The 14738-nt window shown below is 73.2% G+C and carries 13 protein-coding genes; 8 read left to right on the top strand and 5 right to left on the bottom strand.

The window, feature by feature from the left end; genetic code table 11:
* The first annotated feature begins 466 nt into the window (after window positions 1-466).
* Entirely contained in the window at window positions 467-1099 is a 633-nt protein-coding gene (locus HNR61_RS42530) for an RlpA-like double-psi beta-barrel domain-containing protein (RefSeq protein WP_182848827.1), read from the top strand.
* A 274-nt stretch (window positions 1100-1373) separates the two neighbouring features.
* On the opposite strand, the gene HNR61_RS42525 is transcribed toward HNR61_RS42530, so the two are convergent.
* On the bottom strand, window positions 1374-2627 hold the full coding sequence (locus HNR61_RS42525) for an aminoglycoside phosphotransferase family protein (RefSeq protein ID WP_182848826.1): 1254 nt from the start codon (window positions 2625-2627) through the stop codon (window positions 1374-1376).
* Window positions 2628-2674: 47 nt separating this feature from the next.
* Between HNR61_RS42525 and HNR61_RS42520 the strand changes: the two genes are divergently transcribed.
* Entirely contained in the window at window positions 2675-3655 is a 981-nt protein-coding gene (locus HNR61_RS42520) for a DUF418 domain-containing protein (protein WP_182848825.1), read from the top strand.
* On the opposite strand, the gene HNR61_RS42515 is transcribed toward HNR61_RS42520, so the two are convergent.
* Window positions 3624-4166, bottom strand: a complete 543-nt coding sequence (locus HNR61_RS42515; protein ID WP_182848824.1) for a hypothetical protein — start codon at window positions 4164-4166, stop codon at window positions 3624-3626. The genes HNR61_RS42520 and HNR61_RS42515 overlap by 32 nt on opposite strands.
* A 124-nt stretch (window positions 4167-4290) precedes the next feature.
* On the opposite strand from HNR61_RS42515, the gene HNR61_RS42510 reads away from it, so the two are divergent.
* Entirely contained in the window at window positions 4291-5988 is a 1698-nt protein-coding gene (locus tag HNR61_RS42510; protein WP_312898366.1) for an FAD-dependent oxidoreductase, read from the top strand.
* Window positions 5989-6001: 13 nt separating this feature from the next.
* On the opposite strand, the gene HNR61_RS42505 is transcribed toward HNR61_RS42510, so the two are convergent.
* Complete coding sequence (locus HNR61_RS42505) at window positions 6002-6937, bottom strand: TIGR03621 family F420-dependent LLM class oxidoreductase (protein WP_182848822.1); 936 nt, start codon at window positions 6935-6937, stop codon at window positions 6002-6004.
* 141 nt (window positions 6938-7078) lie between these two features.
* Here HNR61_RS42505 and HNR61_RS50320 point away from each other — a divergent pair, with 141 nt between their 5' ends.
* The 3 genes from HNR61_RS50320 (at window position 7079) to HNR61_RS42490 (ending at window position 9979) form a co-directional block, all read left to right on the top strand.
* Window positions 7079-7309, top strand: coding sequence for a DUF3311 domain-containing protein (locus tag HNR61_RS50320; protein WP_220510468.1), 231 nt, complete (start codon window positions 7079-7081; stop codon window positions 7307-7309).
* A complete protein-coding gene (gene mctP, locus HNR61_RS42495) occupies window positions 7306-8943 on the top strand; it encodes a monocarboxylate uptake permease MctP (RefSeq protein ID WP_182848820.1) in 1638 nt (545 codons plus the stop codon). Before HNR61_RS50320 ends, mctP begins: the two co-directional genes overlap by 4 nt.
* A gap of 118 nt (window positions 8944-9061) precedes the next feature.
* Complete coding sequence (locus tag HNR61_RS42490) at window positions 9062-9979, top strand: oxygenase MpaB family protein (protein ID WP_182848819.1); 918 nt, start codon at window positions 9062-9064, stop codon at window positions 9977-9979.
* Here the strand turns inward: HNR61_RS42490 and qcrB are convergent.
* Together qcrB and HNR61_RS42480 are read right to left on the bottom strand one after the other, a co-directional pair.
* Window positions 9963-11402 (bottom strand): cytochrome bc1 complex cytochrome b subunit, encoded by a 1440-nt coding sequence (gene qcrB / locus HNR61_RS42485; protein ID WP_182848818.1) that lies wholly within the window; start codon window positions 11400-11402, stop codon window positions 9963-9965. The two genes, HNR61_RS42490 and qcrB, sit on opposite strands and share 17 nt — an antisense overlap.
* Window positions 11403-11509: 107 nt before the next feature.
* The gene (locus tag HNR61_RS42480) at window positions 11510-12568 is read right to left on the bottom strand and encodes a phosphotransferase family protein (RefSeq protein WP_312898364.1); all 1059 of its coding nucleotides are present in this window, start codon (window positions 12566-12568) and stop codon (window positions 11510-11512) included.
* A 120-nt stretch (window positions 12569-12688) separates the two neighbouring features.
* Here HNR61_RS42480 and HNR61_RS42475 point away from each other — a divergent pair, with 120 nt between their 5' ends.
* Both HNR61_RS42475 and HNR61_RS42470 read left to right on the top strand, forming a co-directional pair.
* Complete coding sequence (locus HNR61_RS42475) at window positions 12689-13981, top strand: acyl-CoA dehydrogenase family protein (RefSeq protein ID WP_182848816.1); 1293 nt, start codon at window positions 12689-12691, stop codon at window positions 13979-13981.
* On the top strand, window positions 13978-14628 hold the full coding sequence (locus HNR61_RS42470) for a TetR/AcrR family transcriptional regulator (RefSeq protein ID WP_182848815.1): 651 nt from the start codon (window positions 13978-13980) through the stop codon (window positions 14626-14628). The genes HNR61_RS42475 and HNR61_RS42470 overlap by 4 nt, the downstream gene beginning before the upstream one ends.
* Window positions 14629-14738 lie beyond the last annotated feature (110 nt).

Here is a 14738-nt window from a genome sequence, read left to right as displayed (position 1 = left end):
CGCGCAAACCCCTATGCCATAAGGGTTTCAAGGAAAAAGATCTACCTAACCAGGGGCAAAGACGGCCTGGATTTGGCAGAAACGTGGTAAAGCTGCCTATACTCGCTGACGGGCCGCCGGCAAAGTGCCATTGACCGGGGCCCGTTCCTGAGCCGTCGTGTCCCGCCCGCCAGGCGGGTCCACCAGCCGGACCACGACCGTCCATGCAGCGGTCGTCTCCCCCTGAGGCCTGTGCGCCTCCCCGGCACCATTCCCGCTCTTCCACGTTCGCGTCGAACGCGCACGCCGCCATTCGGTCCTGCCCGTTCGCGTGGCTGACCCTGCCCTGTCGCGGGTCCTTCCCCCAGCGGGGTTCCTTCCACGACGGCCATTCATCCGAGCTTTCGACTCGGGCCGTACACCCCTTTTCGCCTGCCGTCGTGCGGGCGGGTGACGGCTGCCCAAATCCGCCGAACGAAGGATCCTCATGCAGAAGCGAGCGCTCAACGCCGTACTCACCGGTGTCACCGGCACCTGCCTGGCCGGAATGATGGTGGCCGGAGTCGCGGCCGCCAGCGGCGACAACGCTCCTGAGCAGAAGAAGATGCCGTCCCAGCAGCCGGCCGCCGCCCACGACCAGGCCCGCGCCGCCGCGCCGCCGCAGCGGGCGAGCCGGTCGGGGAACACCCGGAAGGCCGAGCCCAAGAAGAGCGAGAAGAAGGCCGAGCAGAAGGTCCTGCTCGCCGGCAAGACCACCGCGTCCTACTTCTGGGACGACGGTTCGGGCATCAACGGCGACACCGGCGCCCCGGCCGGTGGCAAGCCGATGCAGAAGGGCCTTTTCGCCAGCCCGAGCTGGCCGCTGCACACCAAGGTGAAGGTGAGCTACAACGGCCGCAGCGTCGTCGGTTTCGTCGGCGACCGCGGTCCCGGCGAGCCCTCGCACCGCGGTGTGATGCTGGACCTGGACACCTACACCTTCCGGTACCTGCTCGACGGGAAGAAGCCGGCGAGCAAGTACAACGCCGGTACCGGCGAGGGCCACCTGAAGGGCCTCAAGTGGGAGGTCCTGGAATGGGGCAAGGGCGCCGGCAAGAAGGGCGCGCCCCAGCCTTTCTGATCCCGCGCCCCACTCGCGGAACGTAAAGTCCCCGGCGACCGTCACGGTCGGCGGGGACTTTGCTCTGCGATGTGATGTGCCTTACTTCGCGAGGTTCTTCTCAAAGTCGGCCAGGACGCTCAGCGCCGCCGGGCCGCCCCAGACCGAGGCCGGGCCCCTCGTGGTCGCCGGTCAGCCGGGCCCCTGAGGCAGGCCCCCGCCGTCGTTTCCGGGGGGCGACCCGCGGGGACGGGCGGGCGGCGCGGTGCCTGGGGCGATCCCCAGCGAAAGGGCGTTACCACCTGCCCGATCCCCGCGGAGCTTCTTCCATGCTGACACGGGACCCCGCCCCGAGGTAAGGGCTCGGCTCGCGGGCCACGCGCAGCGCCTCGCGCACGCAGGACACCGGATCGTCCAGGTGGTAGATCCGTTCGGACGGCTCGATGCCGTCCAGGAACTCCTGGTAGCGGACCGCGTAGGCCAGGTGCGCGAGGGGCTCGGCGAGGGCGAGCGCGCGTTCCGGGCGGGACCCGGGCCGGTGCCGCCGCCAGGCGTCGGCCCAGGCGCGGGCGGCCACGGCCTTGCGGTCCTCGGGCAGGTAGTCGAACGCCCGCAGCCCGTCGAGCACCGGGTCGCCGAGGTGCGCGTCGGCGAAGTCGAGGACGACCGGCGGGCCGCCGCCGGACCGCCAGTTGCCGGGGTGGAAGTCGCCGTGGACGAGGGTGGCGGGCAGCCCGCACTCCGCCAGCGCGGCCCAGCGCCGGTTGAGGTCGTGGGCGGCGGCGTGCTCCTCCTCGGTCAGCCGCCCGGCCAGGCGCTCGTCGAGCAGCGCGGCGACCCGGCCGGCGAGCACCGGCGGGCGCCGGTCGGGCAGCGCCTCCCCACCGCCCTCGTAACGCGCCTGCGCGGCGGCCATGCGCGACACGGCGCTGACGACGAGCGGGGCGGCGGCGTTCCAGCAGTCCTCGCCGGGCAGGTCCTCCATCAGCAGCCGGCCGCTCCCCGCCGCCAGGACGGTCGGCACGACCCCCGGGTCGGTCCGGGCCAGGGCGGCGATGGCGGCGGCCTCGTCGGCGGCGAACGCGGGCAGGGCCTTCACCCACGCGGGCCCGGCGGCGGTCGGCAGCCGGAACAGGCCCGACAGGTTCCAGGTCCGGTGCTGCTCGGCGGGGCCCGTCACCGGACGGCCGAGGCCGGCCAGGGCGTCCGACGCCCAGTCCAGCAGCTCGCGCAGCCCGTCGAGCCGCGCCCACGGCGCCCGCGACGGCTCGGGGGCGGTGAGCGCGTCATGATCGACGGTGCCGGAGAGGACGCCGGGCGCGGGCCGCCGGAGGGCCTCGACGTGGTAGGTCACGTGCCCGTCCCGTCCACCCTCCCCGCCTGCCACCTCCAGCAGGCGCAGCACCACGACGGGAACGCCGAGCGCCTGCCGCAGCCGGGCCACGACGGGTCCGGTCTCGGCCCACCAGGGGGAGTCCACCGGGAACGGGCCGGCCACGCCGAGCCCCTCGCCGTCCGCCGTCACGTGCGCGCTGACCGTTCGCCCCATCGCACCAGGTTAGGTTCTCGGTAGCCGACGTTCACGCGAGGGAGACGATGACCGCTGCCCCGTCCCGCCGGATCGCCGAGGTCGACGCGGTCCGGGGGCTGGCCCTGTGCGGCATCCTGGCCGTGAACATCGTCGGGATGTCGGGCATGCCGCCCGGCTCCGGGGTCGCGCCCGCGCTCTACGAGACGGCGCTGCACCAGCGCTTCTTCCCGATCTTCTCGTTCCTGTTCGGGGTGGGCTCGGCGCTGTTCCTGCGCTCGGCGGCGCGGCACACCGACCATCCGGGAGCGCTGCTGCTGGCCCGCCTGGGCTTTCTGATCTTCATCGGGCTGGCGCACCGGACCCTCCAGCCGCGCGAGGTGCTGCTGTCGTACGCCGTGGTCGGGATCGTGGTGCTGCCGCCGTTCTCCCTGCTGCCCCGCTGGGCGGCGCTGGGCGCGGGGGCCGTGCTGACCGGGGCGGGCCTGGCCGCCTTCCACGGCGGCAGCGCGCTCATCCCGGGGCTGTTCCTGCTGGGGCTGGCCGCCGCGCGCTACGGCCTGGTCGACGATCTCGAACGGCGTCCCCGCCGGACGGCGGCGGCGTTCGGGGCGAGCGCGCTCCTGGCCCTGGCGGCCGACGGCGCGCAGCTCCTCACCGGCGCGCGGCCGGGCGACTCGTGGCTGCCCGCCACCGCGGGCCTGCTCACGGGGGCCGCCTACGTGACCGGCCTGCTGCTCCTGCTGCGGACGCGGGCCGCCCCTCCGCTGCTGGCGGTGCTGGTCCCGCTGGGACGGGCGGCGCTGACGAACTACCTGACGGCGACCGTGCTGATCGTGATCGCCCTGCGGGTGGTCCCGCTGGACGACGCTCCCCACCACGACCGGGTCCTGATGCTGAGCGTCGCGATCCTGGCCGTCCAGACGGCGTCCAGCCGCTGGTGGCTGGCCCGTTTCCGGTACGGCCCCGCCGAGTGGGCCTGGCGCTGCCTGACCTGGTGGAAACCCCTGCCGAACGCTATCGGTAGCGCCGGGAGAACGTCTGGTTGATCCATTCCAGCGCGAATCCGCGAGCGTCAAAGGCGGGTCTCTCCGGCGGCGGGGCCGCGCGCTCGCGGGCCGCCTCCTCCGAACGGTCCACGGAACCGACCAGGCGGCCGTTCTCGAACGTCAGCTCGTGGACGCGCTCGTACTTCCACGCCGCCTGGAAACCCATGTGCACGTAGAGGTCCCGGACGAAGTCCCGGCCGATCAGGAGCCCGCCGGTGAAGTCGACGGGGATCTCCAGCCCGGTGTGCGGGGGGTTGCCGTGCCCCCGGCCCCGGGGGCGCACCCCGAACACCTCGGTGTCCGGGTCCTCCAGCCCGAGCTCCACCTCGGTGAGGAGCAGGCGGTCCCCGACCACCGTGTACTCGGCGATGAAACCGCGCCAGCAGGCGGTCGACAGCGGCCGGACCTCCAGGCCGTGGTCGGCCGGGTCGAACAGCCCCTCGCCGTCCTCACCGACCAGCGAGTAGGTCTCGCCCTCGTAGACGACGCGGTCGTTGATCTGTCCCGTCATGGACGCAGTGTCGAGGGATTGTCACCCGGGTGACAAGACCCTGGCGCAACTGCGCCGTCCGGTCCATTGCCCCGGGGTGGGGCGGGCACGGATAGTCGGGGCGTTCCCGACGCTGGAGGTGCCGGTGGATCCGGTGGACACCGCCTGGTTCGACGTGCTCGTGGTGGGCTCGGGGTTCGGCGGCAGCGTGGCGGCGTTGCGGCTGGCGGAGAAGGGGTACCGGGTCGCCGTGCTGGAGGCGGGGCGGAGGTTCGGGGAGGAGGACCTTCCCCGCACGTCCTGGCACCTGCGCCGCTACCTGTGGGCGCCCCGGCTCGGCTGCCGCGGCGTGCAGCGCATCCACCTGGTGCGGGGCGAGGCCGGGGTGCTGGTCCTGGCCGGCGCGGGCGTCGGCGGCGGGTCGCTGGTGTACGCCAACACGCTGTACGAGCCGCCCGAGCCGTTCTTCGCCGACCGGCAGTGGGGCCACATCACCGACTGGCGGGACGAGCTCGCGCCGTTCTACGACCAGGCCCGGCGGATGCTGGGCGTCACCGTCAACCCGATCGTCACCCCGGCCGACGAGGCGGTCCGGCGCGTCGCCGAGCGGATGGGCGTCGGCCACACCTTCCACCCGACGCCGGTCGGCGTCTTCTTCGGCGACGGGACGCCCGGCAGGCCCGCCCCCGACCCCTACTTCGGCGGCGCGGGACCGGAGCGCACCTCCTGCACCGCCTGCGGGTCCTGCATGGTCGGCTGCCGCACCGGCGCCAAGAACACCCTGACCAAGAACTACCTCCACCTCGCCGAACGCGCGGGCGCGCGCGTCCTGCCCGACACCACCGTCACCGCGATCACCCCGGTGGACGGCGGCTACGAGGTGGAGGTGCTGCGGACGCAGGCGCTGCCGGGGCGGCGGCGCCGGCGGCTGCGGGCCGCGCACGTGGTGCTGGCCGCCGGGACCTACGGCACGCAGCGGCTCCTGCACCGCATGCGCGACACCGGGCGGCTGCCGGGGCTGTCGCCGCGCCTCGGCGAGGTCACCCGCACCAACTCCGAGGCGCTGCTCGGCGTGGAACGCATGACCGGCCGGCACCGCCCGGGCGACGTGGACCACAGCACCGGGCTGGCGATCACCTCCTCGTTCCACCCCGACGAGCGCACCCACATCGAGCCGACCCGCTACGGCGCGGGCAACAACGCCATGGGCCTCATCCGCACCCTCCTCATCGACGGCGGCGACGGCCCCCGCTGGCGGAGGTTCCTCGGGGAGGCGGCCCGCCGGCCGGGGACGATCGTGCGCGGGCTGTCCCTGCGGGACTGGGCGAGACGCACCGTCATCGCGCTGGTCATGCAGACCGACGACAACTCCGTCACCGTCGGCCTGCGGGGCCGCGGCCTGGTCGCGCGGCGCGGCGCGGGCGAGCCGCGGCCCACCTGGATCCCGATCGCGCACACCGCCACGCGGATGCTGGCCGAGGAGCTGGACGCGACGCCCGGCGGCACGTGGTTCGACCTGTTCGACATCCCGACCACGGCGCACTTCCTCGGCGGCTGCGTCATCGGGGACTCCCCGCGGACCGGTGTCATCGACCCCTACCACCGCGTCTACGGCCATCCCGGCCTGCACGTCGTGGACGGCTCGGCGATCTCGGCCAACCTGGGCGTCAACCCGTCCCTGACGATCACCGCGCAGGCCGAACGCGCCCTGTCGCTGTGGCCCAACAAGGGCGAGGACGACCCGCGCCCGCCCCTTGGCGCCCCCTACCGGCGGCTGAGGCCGGTCCCGCCCCGCGACCCGGCCGTCCCCGGCCACGCCCCGGCCGCCCTGCGGCTACCGTGACCCGTGCCGCGCCTCACAGCAGCTCCACCACCTGGGCGAACTCCTCCATCCGGCGATCGGGCACCAGGTAGTAGGAGAAGCCGTACCGGTCGCGGCGCGCGACCATCTGCTCGGCGATGTGCCCGGGCGGCCCGACGAACTGGCTCGGCATGTCCAGCACCAGGTCGGCGGGCAGGTCCCAGCCGCGTTCCCGGGCCGTCCGCTCGGCGACCCGGCGCGGGTCGGGGCCGAACCTCGGCGTCACCAGCATGCTGAGCTCCACCTCGCGCCCGTCGGCGGCCTCCCGAACCCGGTCGACCTTGCGGGCGATCGTGTCGGGGAGCCGTTCGGAGACCTCCTCGGAGATGGCGCCGCCCGGCAGCGCGCGCGGCAGGATCCCGACGATGTCGGCGTACCGGCCCGCCAGCCCCAGCATCCGCCCGCTGCCCGCCCCCACCAGGATCGGCGGCCTGCGCTCGGGGACCGGGAAGACCGTCAGGTCGCGCACCCGGTAGTGCGCGCCCTCCAGGGTGGTCTTGCGCCCGTCGAGGAGGCTCCGCAGCAGCCGCAGCGACTCCTCCAGCCGGTCCACCCGGACGCCCGCCGCGTCGAACGCCATCCCCGCCCGCTCGTACTCCTCCCGCAGCCACCCCGCGCCGACGCCCAGCTCGAAGCGGCCCCCGGAGACCTCGTCCAGGGTGGCGGCCTCCTTGGCGAGCACCACCGGGTGCCGGTAGTCGTTGGCCAGCACCAGCGTGCCGACCCGCAGCGTCCGGGTCGCGCACGCCGCCGCCGTCAGCGCCACCATCGGCGCGAGCTGGTCGCCGAACGGCTCGCTGACGAAGTGGTCCCGCAGCGTCAGCGTCGCGTACCCGAGCTCCTCGGCCCGCCGCGCGAGGGCGACCAGGTCCCGCGCGGTGCGGGCGGACTCGACGGCCACGCCGAAGCGGAAAGGTCTCACATCGTTCATCCGTCCATGCTGCGGGCGGTGGGAGGGAGGGTGCTGGCGGGAAAACGACATCGGATTTCCGTGAGGGCCCTGGTGCGGAGAGTGATCACCAAGCAGGATTGCGGGGACCGTGTCCGGCCGCTCCCCTCTGGAGGACCGCCCGTGAGTGAGACTCCCCCCGCGCGGACGCCCACGTTCCGACGCGTCCTGGCCGGTGTCCTGCTGGTCGTCCCGTTCGTCGTGTACCTGGCCGTTCCCAGTTACGCCAAGGTGACCCCGAAGCTGGCGGGGTTCCCGTTCTTCTACTGGTGGCAACTGCTGTGGGTGGTGCTCACCGCCGTGTGCATCGGCGTCGCGCACCGGCTGACCCGCGGGCGGGGAGGCGCCGGATGAGGAACGTCGACATCGTCCAGCTGAGCGTCTTCGTGCTGTTCCTGGCCGCGGTGACGGTCGTGGGGTTCCTGGCGGCGCGGTGGCGGCGCGGGCAGACCCTCATGCACCTGGACGAGTGGGGGCTCGGCGGGCGCGGCTTCGGCACGTTCGTCACCTGGTTCCTGCTCGGCGGCGACCTGTACACCGCCTACACCTTCATCGCGGTGCCCGCCGCGGTCTTCGCGGGCGGCGCGATGGGGTTCTGGGCGGTGCCCTACGGGGCCATCGCCTATCCGCTGGTGTTCCTGATCGGCCCGCGCCTGTGGTCGGTGTCGCACCGGCACGGCTACGTGACCACCGCCGACTTCGTCCACGGCCGGTTCGGGTCGCGCGCCCTCGGCCTGGCGGTCGCGCTCACCGGGATCCTGGCGATGATGCCCTACATCGCGCTCCAGCTCGTCGGCGTGCAGGCGGTGCTGACGGTCATGGGGATCACCGGAACCGGACCGGCGGCGGACCTGCCGCTGTTCCTCGCGTTCGCGCTGCTGGCGGCCTACACCTACACCTCGGGGCTGCGCGCCCCGGCGCTGATCTCCTTCGTCAAGGACACGCTGCTGTACCTGGTCGTCATCGTCGCGATCGTCTACATTCCGGCCCGGCTCGGCGGCTGGGGGAACGTCTTCGACAGCGCCGAGGCCGCGCTGTCGAAGCCCGACCCGGCCACCGGCAGGCCGTCGGGATCGCTCGTCACCAACGAGATGACGCACTGGGCGTACGGGACGCTGGCGCTCGGGTCGTCCCTGGCCCTGTTCATCTACCCGCACACCGTCACCGGCGCGCTCGCCGCCGGACGCCGCGACGTGGTGCGCCGCAACGCCGCCATGCTGCCCGCCTACTCGGTGGTCCTGGGCCTGCTGGCGCTGCTGGGCTACATGGCGCTGGCCGACCCGGGCGTCGTCGCCGCCGTCCGCGAGGCCGGGAACCCGCAGCTCGCGGTGCCGTTCCTGTTCGACGCGGCGTTCCCGGCCTGGTTCGCCGGGGTCGCGTTCGCCGCGATCGGCGTGGGCGCGCTGGTCCCCGCCGCGATCATGTCGATCGCGGCGTCCAACCTGTTCACCCGCAACGTCTACACCGCGTTCCTGCGGCCCGACGCGACCCCCGAGGAGGAGACCCGGGTGGCGCAGCTGGTGTCGCTGCTGGTGAAGGCGGGGGCGCTGGTGTTCGTGTTCGCGTTCGGCAGGTCCCTGGCGATCAACATGCAGCTGCTGGGCGGCATCTGGGTCGTGCAGACCTTCCCGGCCCTGGCGCTCGGCGTGTTCACGCGGTGGTTCCACCGGTGGGCGCTGCTGGCCGGGTGGGCGGCCGGGATGGTCTACGGGACGTGGACGGCCTACCTGTCCTCCTCACCGGCCCAGGAGCACTTCGCCTCGCCACTGGCGGAGATCCCGTTCCTGGAGCGGAACGGCTACGTCGCGCTGACGGCGTTCGTGCTCAACATGCTGGTCGTGGTGGCGCTGACGGTGGCGTTCCGCGCGTTCGGCGTCCCCGACGGCGCGGACGAGACCTCCCCGGCGGACTACACCGCCGACGCCGCCGACCGGCTCGCCGCCCCGGAGGACCCGGGCCGCGCCCTCACCGGGGAGGGCCCGCGCTGAGCGGCACCACGTGGAAGTGACGGACGGCCGGGTGCAGCCGCCACCCGCGAGGCGTGCCCAGAGCACATCACCGCGCACTGGACGGGGACCCGCCCCCTCATGTAAGCATTCGCTTATCATGGTGGACACGCGGAAACTGATCGTGCACGGCCCCGAGACCGTCTCCTGGCGGGTCGTCCTGGACCCGCTCATGATGGTCGCCGGAGTGCGGGCGCTGATGCTCCAGGCGTTGCAGCCGACGACGATGCGCGGTGTCTGGCAGAACTCGGACTTCCTGGAACGGCCGCTCGACCGGCTGTTCACCACCGCCGACTTCGTCGCCGTCACCGCCCTCGGCACCCCCGGGCAGGCCGAGGAGCTCGGCGCCCGCGTCCGCGCGGTGCACCGGCGGCTCCGCGTCCACGACCCCGACACCGGGCGCACCCGCCGCGTCGACGAGCCCGAGCTGCTGCTGTGGGTCCACTGCGCCGAGGTGTCGTCGTACCTGGAGGTCGTCGAACGCGGCGGGCTGAGGCTCACCCCCGCCGGACGCGACCGCTACTACGACGAGCAGAGGCACACCGCGACCTACGTCGGCCTGCACGCCGACGAGGTCCCCGGGAGCGCCGCCGCGATGGAGGAGTACTTCGCGCGGGCCCGCGCCGGGCTGGACCTGCGGGTCATCCCGGAGTCGCGGGCCACCCTGCGCTTCCTGCTGTGGCCGAGGACGCCGCGCGAGCTGCGGCTGCTCGCGCCGCTGAAACCGCTGTGGGTGCCGGTCGGGCTGATGGCCTACTACACGCTGCCGCGCTGGGCCCGCGACCTCTACCGCGCCCTGCCCGAGGTCCCCGGCGTCCAGCCGCTGGTCACCGCCGGCCTCCGGCTCACGCGGCTGTTGGCGACGGCGGTGCCGCCGGAGGTCCGGGGGAGGCCGTTCAAGCCGGAGACCCGGGCGCTGATGGCCGACCTGCACGTCCGGCTCGCCAGGTGCGGCGTGCGGCCGCGCCGCAACCTGATGAGGGCGTGGCGGCGCGCGGAGGCTACCGCCCCGAGGTGATCTCCCTGCGCGCGCCCAGCCGCACGGCGGTCTCCTCCGGCACCGGCACGGTGCGCTCGCGGTACTCCCCGGACGGCGACATGGTGATGATCCCGGTCTCGACGCCGTGCCTGAGCAGCAGCATGTCGCGGCGGCGCAGCCCCAGGCAGATCCGCCTGGTGACGACGAACGCCAGCACCGGCCCGGCCAGCAGGGCGATCCGGAGGAACCACGTGGTCGCGAACAGCGACAGCCGGAACGTCTCGGCGATCACGTCGTTGCCGCCCGCCGCCCACAGCACCCCGTAGAACACGATCCCCGCCACGCCCAGCGCCGTGCGGTCCGCGGCGTCGCGCGGCCGGTCCAGCACGTGGTGGACCGCCCGGTCCCCGGTGAGGCGCCGCTCCAGGAACGGGTACAGCGCGATCCCCGTGAAGAACACGGTGATGACCAGCAACGGCACCACGATCCCGAGCGCGACCGTGTGCCCGGCGACCGTGACGTCCCAGCCCGGCATCAGCCGCAGCGCCCCGTCGCCGAACCCCACGTACCAGTCCGGCTGCGACCCCGCGCTGATCGCGCTCGGGTCGTAGGGCCCGTACAGCCAGATCGGGTTGATCTGCAGGAACGTCGCCATCAGCGTGACGACGCCGGTCACGAACAGCAGGAACGCCGCCGTCTTCGCCATGAACACCGGGAGGAACGGCCGCCCCTCCACCGCCTTCTCCGTGCTGCGCCCGCGCCGGAAGTCGGTGTGCTTCTGCACCCACGGCAGCACGATCGCGTGGACCGGCACCAGCGCCAGCATCAGCCCCGGCACCAGCAGCACGTGCACGATGTAGAGCCGCGGCACCAGGTCCGTTCCGGGGAACTCGCCGCCCACCAGCAGGAACGAGGCGTACGAACCGACGATCGGCAGCGACTGCACCGAGCCCAGCACCAGCCGCAGGCCCGTCCCCGACAGCAGGTCGTCCGGCAGCGAGTAGCCGGTGAACCCGTTCGCCATGGCCAGCGCGAACAGCGTGAACCCCAGCAGCCAGTTCAGCTCGCGCGGCTTGCGGAACGCCCCGGTGAAGAACACCCGCAGCAGGTGCGCCACGATCGCCGCGACGAACACGTTCGCCGCCCAGTGGTGGATCTGCCGCATCAGCAGCCCGCCGCGCACGTCGAAGCTGAGGTGCAGCGTCGAGGCGTAGGCCTCGCTCATCTCGATCCCGCGCAGCGGCGCGTAGGAGCCCTCGTAGACGGTCTCGGCCATGCTCGGCTTGAAGAACAGCGTCAGGAACACGCCCGACAGCAGCAGCACCGCGAAGGAGTAGAGCGCGATCTCCCCGAGCATGAAGCCCCAGTGGTCGGGGAACGCCTTGCGCATCGCCCGCCGGGCGAAGCCCGCGCCCCCGAGGCGTTCGTCGATGGCCCGGGCCGAACGTCCGGCCGCTGACATCACACCACCCCCGGTGGTCGGTCGTCGAAGACCTGTACCACCGAACGTAATACGACAATCCGTAGTACTACAAGAGGTAGATTTCAGGGTCCGGGTGCGGTGCGCTCTCAGGAGGCGATGAACGCCTGCGCCCGCCGGAACAGCCCCAGCGTGATCGAGTGCAGCAGGTCCCCGGTCTCCTTCGGGGCCTTCCCGGCGAACGCGCGGGCGTGCGTGCCCTCCAGCACGATGCCCAGCTTGAAGGAGGCCAGCACCGCGTACCAGGTGATCGACGACAGGTCGCGGCCCGCCGCCGCCTCCGGGCGCTCGCCGTAGGCGGCCACCAGCTCCCCGGGGGAGGGCAGGCCGCCCGCCTCGCCCAGCGGACCGGCCAGCATCGCGCTCTCGGCGTCCCCCGCCGGCCAGGTCGCCAGCAGCCAGCCGAGGTCCAGCAGCGGGTCGCCGATCGTGCACATCTCCCAGTCCACGATCGCCGCGACGTCCGGGCCGTCCGGGGCGAACATCAGGTTCGCCAGGTGGTAGTCGCCGTGCATGACGCCGGGCCGCCAGGTGGCCGGCCGGTTGCCGTCCAGCCAGGACGCCACCTTGTCCAGGCCCGGGATGTCGGGGCCGGGGTAGCCGTCCAGGGCACCGTAGGACTCCAGCTCCGACATCCAGCGGCCGACCTGGCGCTCCAGGAACCCCTCGGGCTTGCCGAAGCCGACCAGGCCCACCGCCTCGTGGTCGACCGCGCCCAGCGCCGACAGCGCGCGGGCGGCGTTCAGGCCCATCGCATGGCGGACGTCCGCGTCGCCCCGGTGGAGGTCGGGGAGGGCGACGGTGGCGTTGAACCCCTCGATCGGCGTCATCAGGTAGAAGACCGCGCCGTTCAGGACCGTCTCGTCCGGGCACGCGGCGATGACCCGGGGCGCGGGGACGTCGGTGCCGTCCAGCGCCGACAGCACGCGGGCCTCGCGGCGCAGCACGTCGTTGGTGCGGGCCCGTAGGTGCCGGGGGCCGCGCCGCAGCACGTAGTCGCGGCCGCCGCGCCGGAAGCGGACCAGCACGTTCTGAGTGCCGCCCGACAGCGGGGTCACGTCCTCGAACGGCCCGCCCGGCAGCCCCTGCCGGTCCATCCATCCGGCGAGGACGGCGAAGTCCACCAGTTCGGGGTCGATCTGCTGCACGGCGGGTTCCCTCCCAGGCCACGGTCCTACCGGAGGGTAACAGTCATGCACTTGCATTAACCAATCAGGCAGGGCGATTATCACGGGGAGACCGAGCCCCGAGGCCCGAGGAGGCCGCCGATGGCGTGGGACTTCGAGACCGACCCCGAGTACCAGCGACTCCTGGACTGGGCCGACGCCTTCGTCCGCGACGAGGTCGAACCCCTCGACCTGGTGCTGGGCGACCCCTACGACAAGACCGACCCGCGGTTCAAGGAACTGGTCCGCCCCCTCCAGCAGCGGGTGAGGGACCAGGGGCTGTGGGCCTGCCACCTGGGCCCCGACCTCGGCGGGCAGGGCTACGGCCAGGTGAGGCTGGCGCTGCTCAACGAGATCCTCGGCCGGTCCCGCTGGGCCCCGTCGGTGTTCGGCTGCCAGGCCCCCGACTCCGGCAACGCCGAGATCATCGCCCACTTCGGCACCCCGTCGCAGAAGGAGCGCTATCTCGCGCCGCTGCTGGACGGCGAGATCTCCTCGTCCTACTCGATGACCGAGCCGCACGGCGGGGCCGACCCGACCCTGTTCACCACCCGCGCGGTCCGCGACGGCGACGGCTGGGTGATCAGCGGGGAGAAGTGGTTCTCCTCCAACGCCCGGCACGCCACCTTCCTCATCGTCATGGCCGTGACCGATCCCGACGTCAGCGCCTACGAGGGCATGTCGATGTTCATCGTGCCCGCCGACGCGCCCGGCCTGGAGATCGTCCGCAACGTCGGCGTCGGCGGCGAACGCGAGGGCTCCCACGGCTACCTGCGCTACGACGACGTCCGCGTGCCCGCCGAGAACCTGCTCGGCGAGGAGGGCGGCGCGTTCGCCATCGCCCAGACCCGACTGGGCGGCGGCCGCATCCACCACGCCATGCGCACCATCGCCCAGGTCCGCCGGGCCTTCGACATGATGTGCGAGCGCGCGGTGTCCCGGCAGACCCGCCACGGCCCGCTGGCGAGGCTGCAGATGACCCAGGAGAAGATCGCCGACAGCTGGATCGAGATCGAGCAGTTCCGGCTGCTGGTGCTGCGCACCGCCTGGCTCATCGACAGGCACCGCGACTACCGGAGGGTCCGCAGGGACATCGCCGCCGTCAAGGCCGCCATGCCCAAGGTCTTCCACGACGTCGTCCAGCGCGCCATGCACCTGCACGGCGCGCTCGGGGTGTCCAACGAGATGCCGTTCGCGTCCATGATGATGGGAGCGCAGGCCCTGGCCGTCGCCGACGGCCCCACCGAGGTCCACAAGATCACGGTGGCGCGGCAGGTCCTGCGCGACTACCGGCCCGTCGAGGGACTGTGGCCGACCGGCCATCTGCCCACCCGGCGCGCGGCCGCCCGCGAACGCTACGCCGCCGCCCTGGAACACCTGATCGGAAACGAGTGACCGACACCCGGGAACGCCTGCTGGACGCCGCCCGGCGCCTGTACGCCGAACGCGGCCTGGACGCGGTGAGCCTCCGCGAGATCAACCAGGCCGCCGGGGCGCGCAACGCCACCGCCGTCCAGTACCACTTCACCGACCGCGCCGGGATCGTCCGGGCGATCTTCGCCCGGCACTCCCCGCAGGTGGACGCGGGGCGGCACGCCCTGCTGGACGCGATCGAGGCCGCCGGGGAGACGGACCTGCGGGCGTTCGCCGCCGCGCTGGTCCGTCCCCTGGCCGCGCTGCTGGCCGACGAGGACGGCCGCCGGTTCCTGCAACTGTGGGCCGACGTCGTCAACCGCCCGGACCCGATCATCCCGGCGGCGGTGCTCGACGACCCCGCCGACAGCCTGTGCCGCTGGCGCGCCCTGGTCGAGCCGCTGCTGGCCGCCGACGCCGCCCGGCTGCACCGCCGCTTCACCGCGATCCTGCACGCCTCGATCGAGCTGGCCCGCCGCGCCCGGTCCGGCCCGCACGCCGACGACCGGCTGTTCACCAGCTACCTCATCGACGTGATCACCGCCGTGCTGGCCGCCCCGGTGTCGGAGGAGACCCGCCGCCTGGCCGCCGAGCGCGACGCCGTCCGCGCCCGCCGCCCCCACCCCTGACCGCCCGATAACGGGATGATCCGCCCCCGTCCCGGGTGCTAGCGTGCCGGTGCCGGCCGCGGGACTCCGGCAGCGACTTCCGGAACCCGCCTTTACAGCGATGATTCGCA

It is taken from the genome of Actinomadura kijaniata, from assembly GCF_014138665.1.
Taxonomy (GTDB): domain Bacteria; phylum Actinomycetota; class Actinomycetes; order Streptosporangiales; family Streptosporangiaceae; genus Spirillospora; species Spirillospora kijaniata.
Note: the sequence above shows the minus strand (reverse complement) of the source record. Positions and strands in the feature narration are given on the sequence as shown.

Coding starts and splice junctions, on each gene's coding strand:
- HNR61_RS42530 (WP_182848827.1), top strand. CDS start 467: ATGCAGAAGCGAGCGCTCAACGCCGTACTCACCGGTGTCACCGGCACC.
- HNR61_RS42525 (WP_182848826.1), bottom strand. CDS start 2,627: ATGGGGCGAACGGTCAGCGCGCACGTGACGGCGGACGGCGAGGGGCTC.
- HNR61_RS42520 (WP_182848825.1), top strand. CDS start 2,675: ATGACCGCTGCCCCGTCCCGCCGGATCGCCGAGGTCGACGCGGTCCGG.
- HNR61_RS42515 (WP_182848824.1), bottom strand. CDS start 4,166: ATGACGGGACAGATCAACGACCGCGTCGTCTACGAGGGCGAGACCTAC.
- HNR61_RS42505 (WP_182848822.1), bottom strand. CDS start 6,937: ATGAACGATGTGAGACCTTTCCGCTTCGGCGTGGCCGTCGAGTCCGCC.
- mctP (WP_182848820.1), top strand. CDS start 7,306: ATGAGGAACGTCGACATCGTCCAGCTGAGCGTCTTCGTGCTGTTCCTG.
- HNR61_RS42490 (WP_182848819.1), top strand. CDS start 9,062: ATGGTGGACACGCGGAAACTGATCGTGCACGGCCCCGAGACCGTCTCC.
- qcrB (WP_182848818.1), bottom strand. CDS start 11,402: ATGTCAGCGGCCGGACGTTCGGCCCGGGCCATCGACGAACGCCTCGGG.
- HNR61_RS42475 (WP_182848816.1), top strand. CDS start 12,689: ATGGCGTGGGACTTCGAGACCGACCCCGAGTACCAGCGACTCCTGGAC.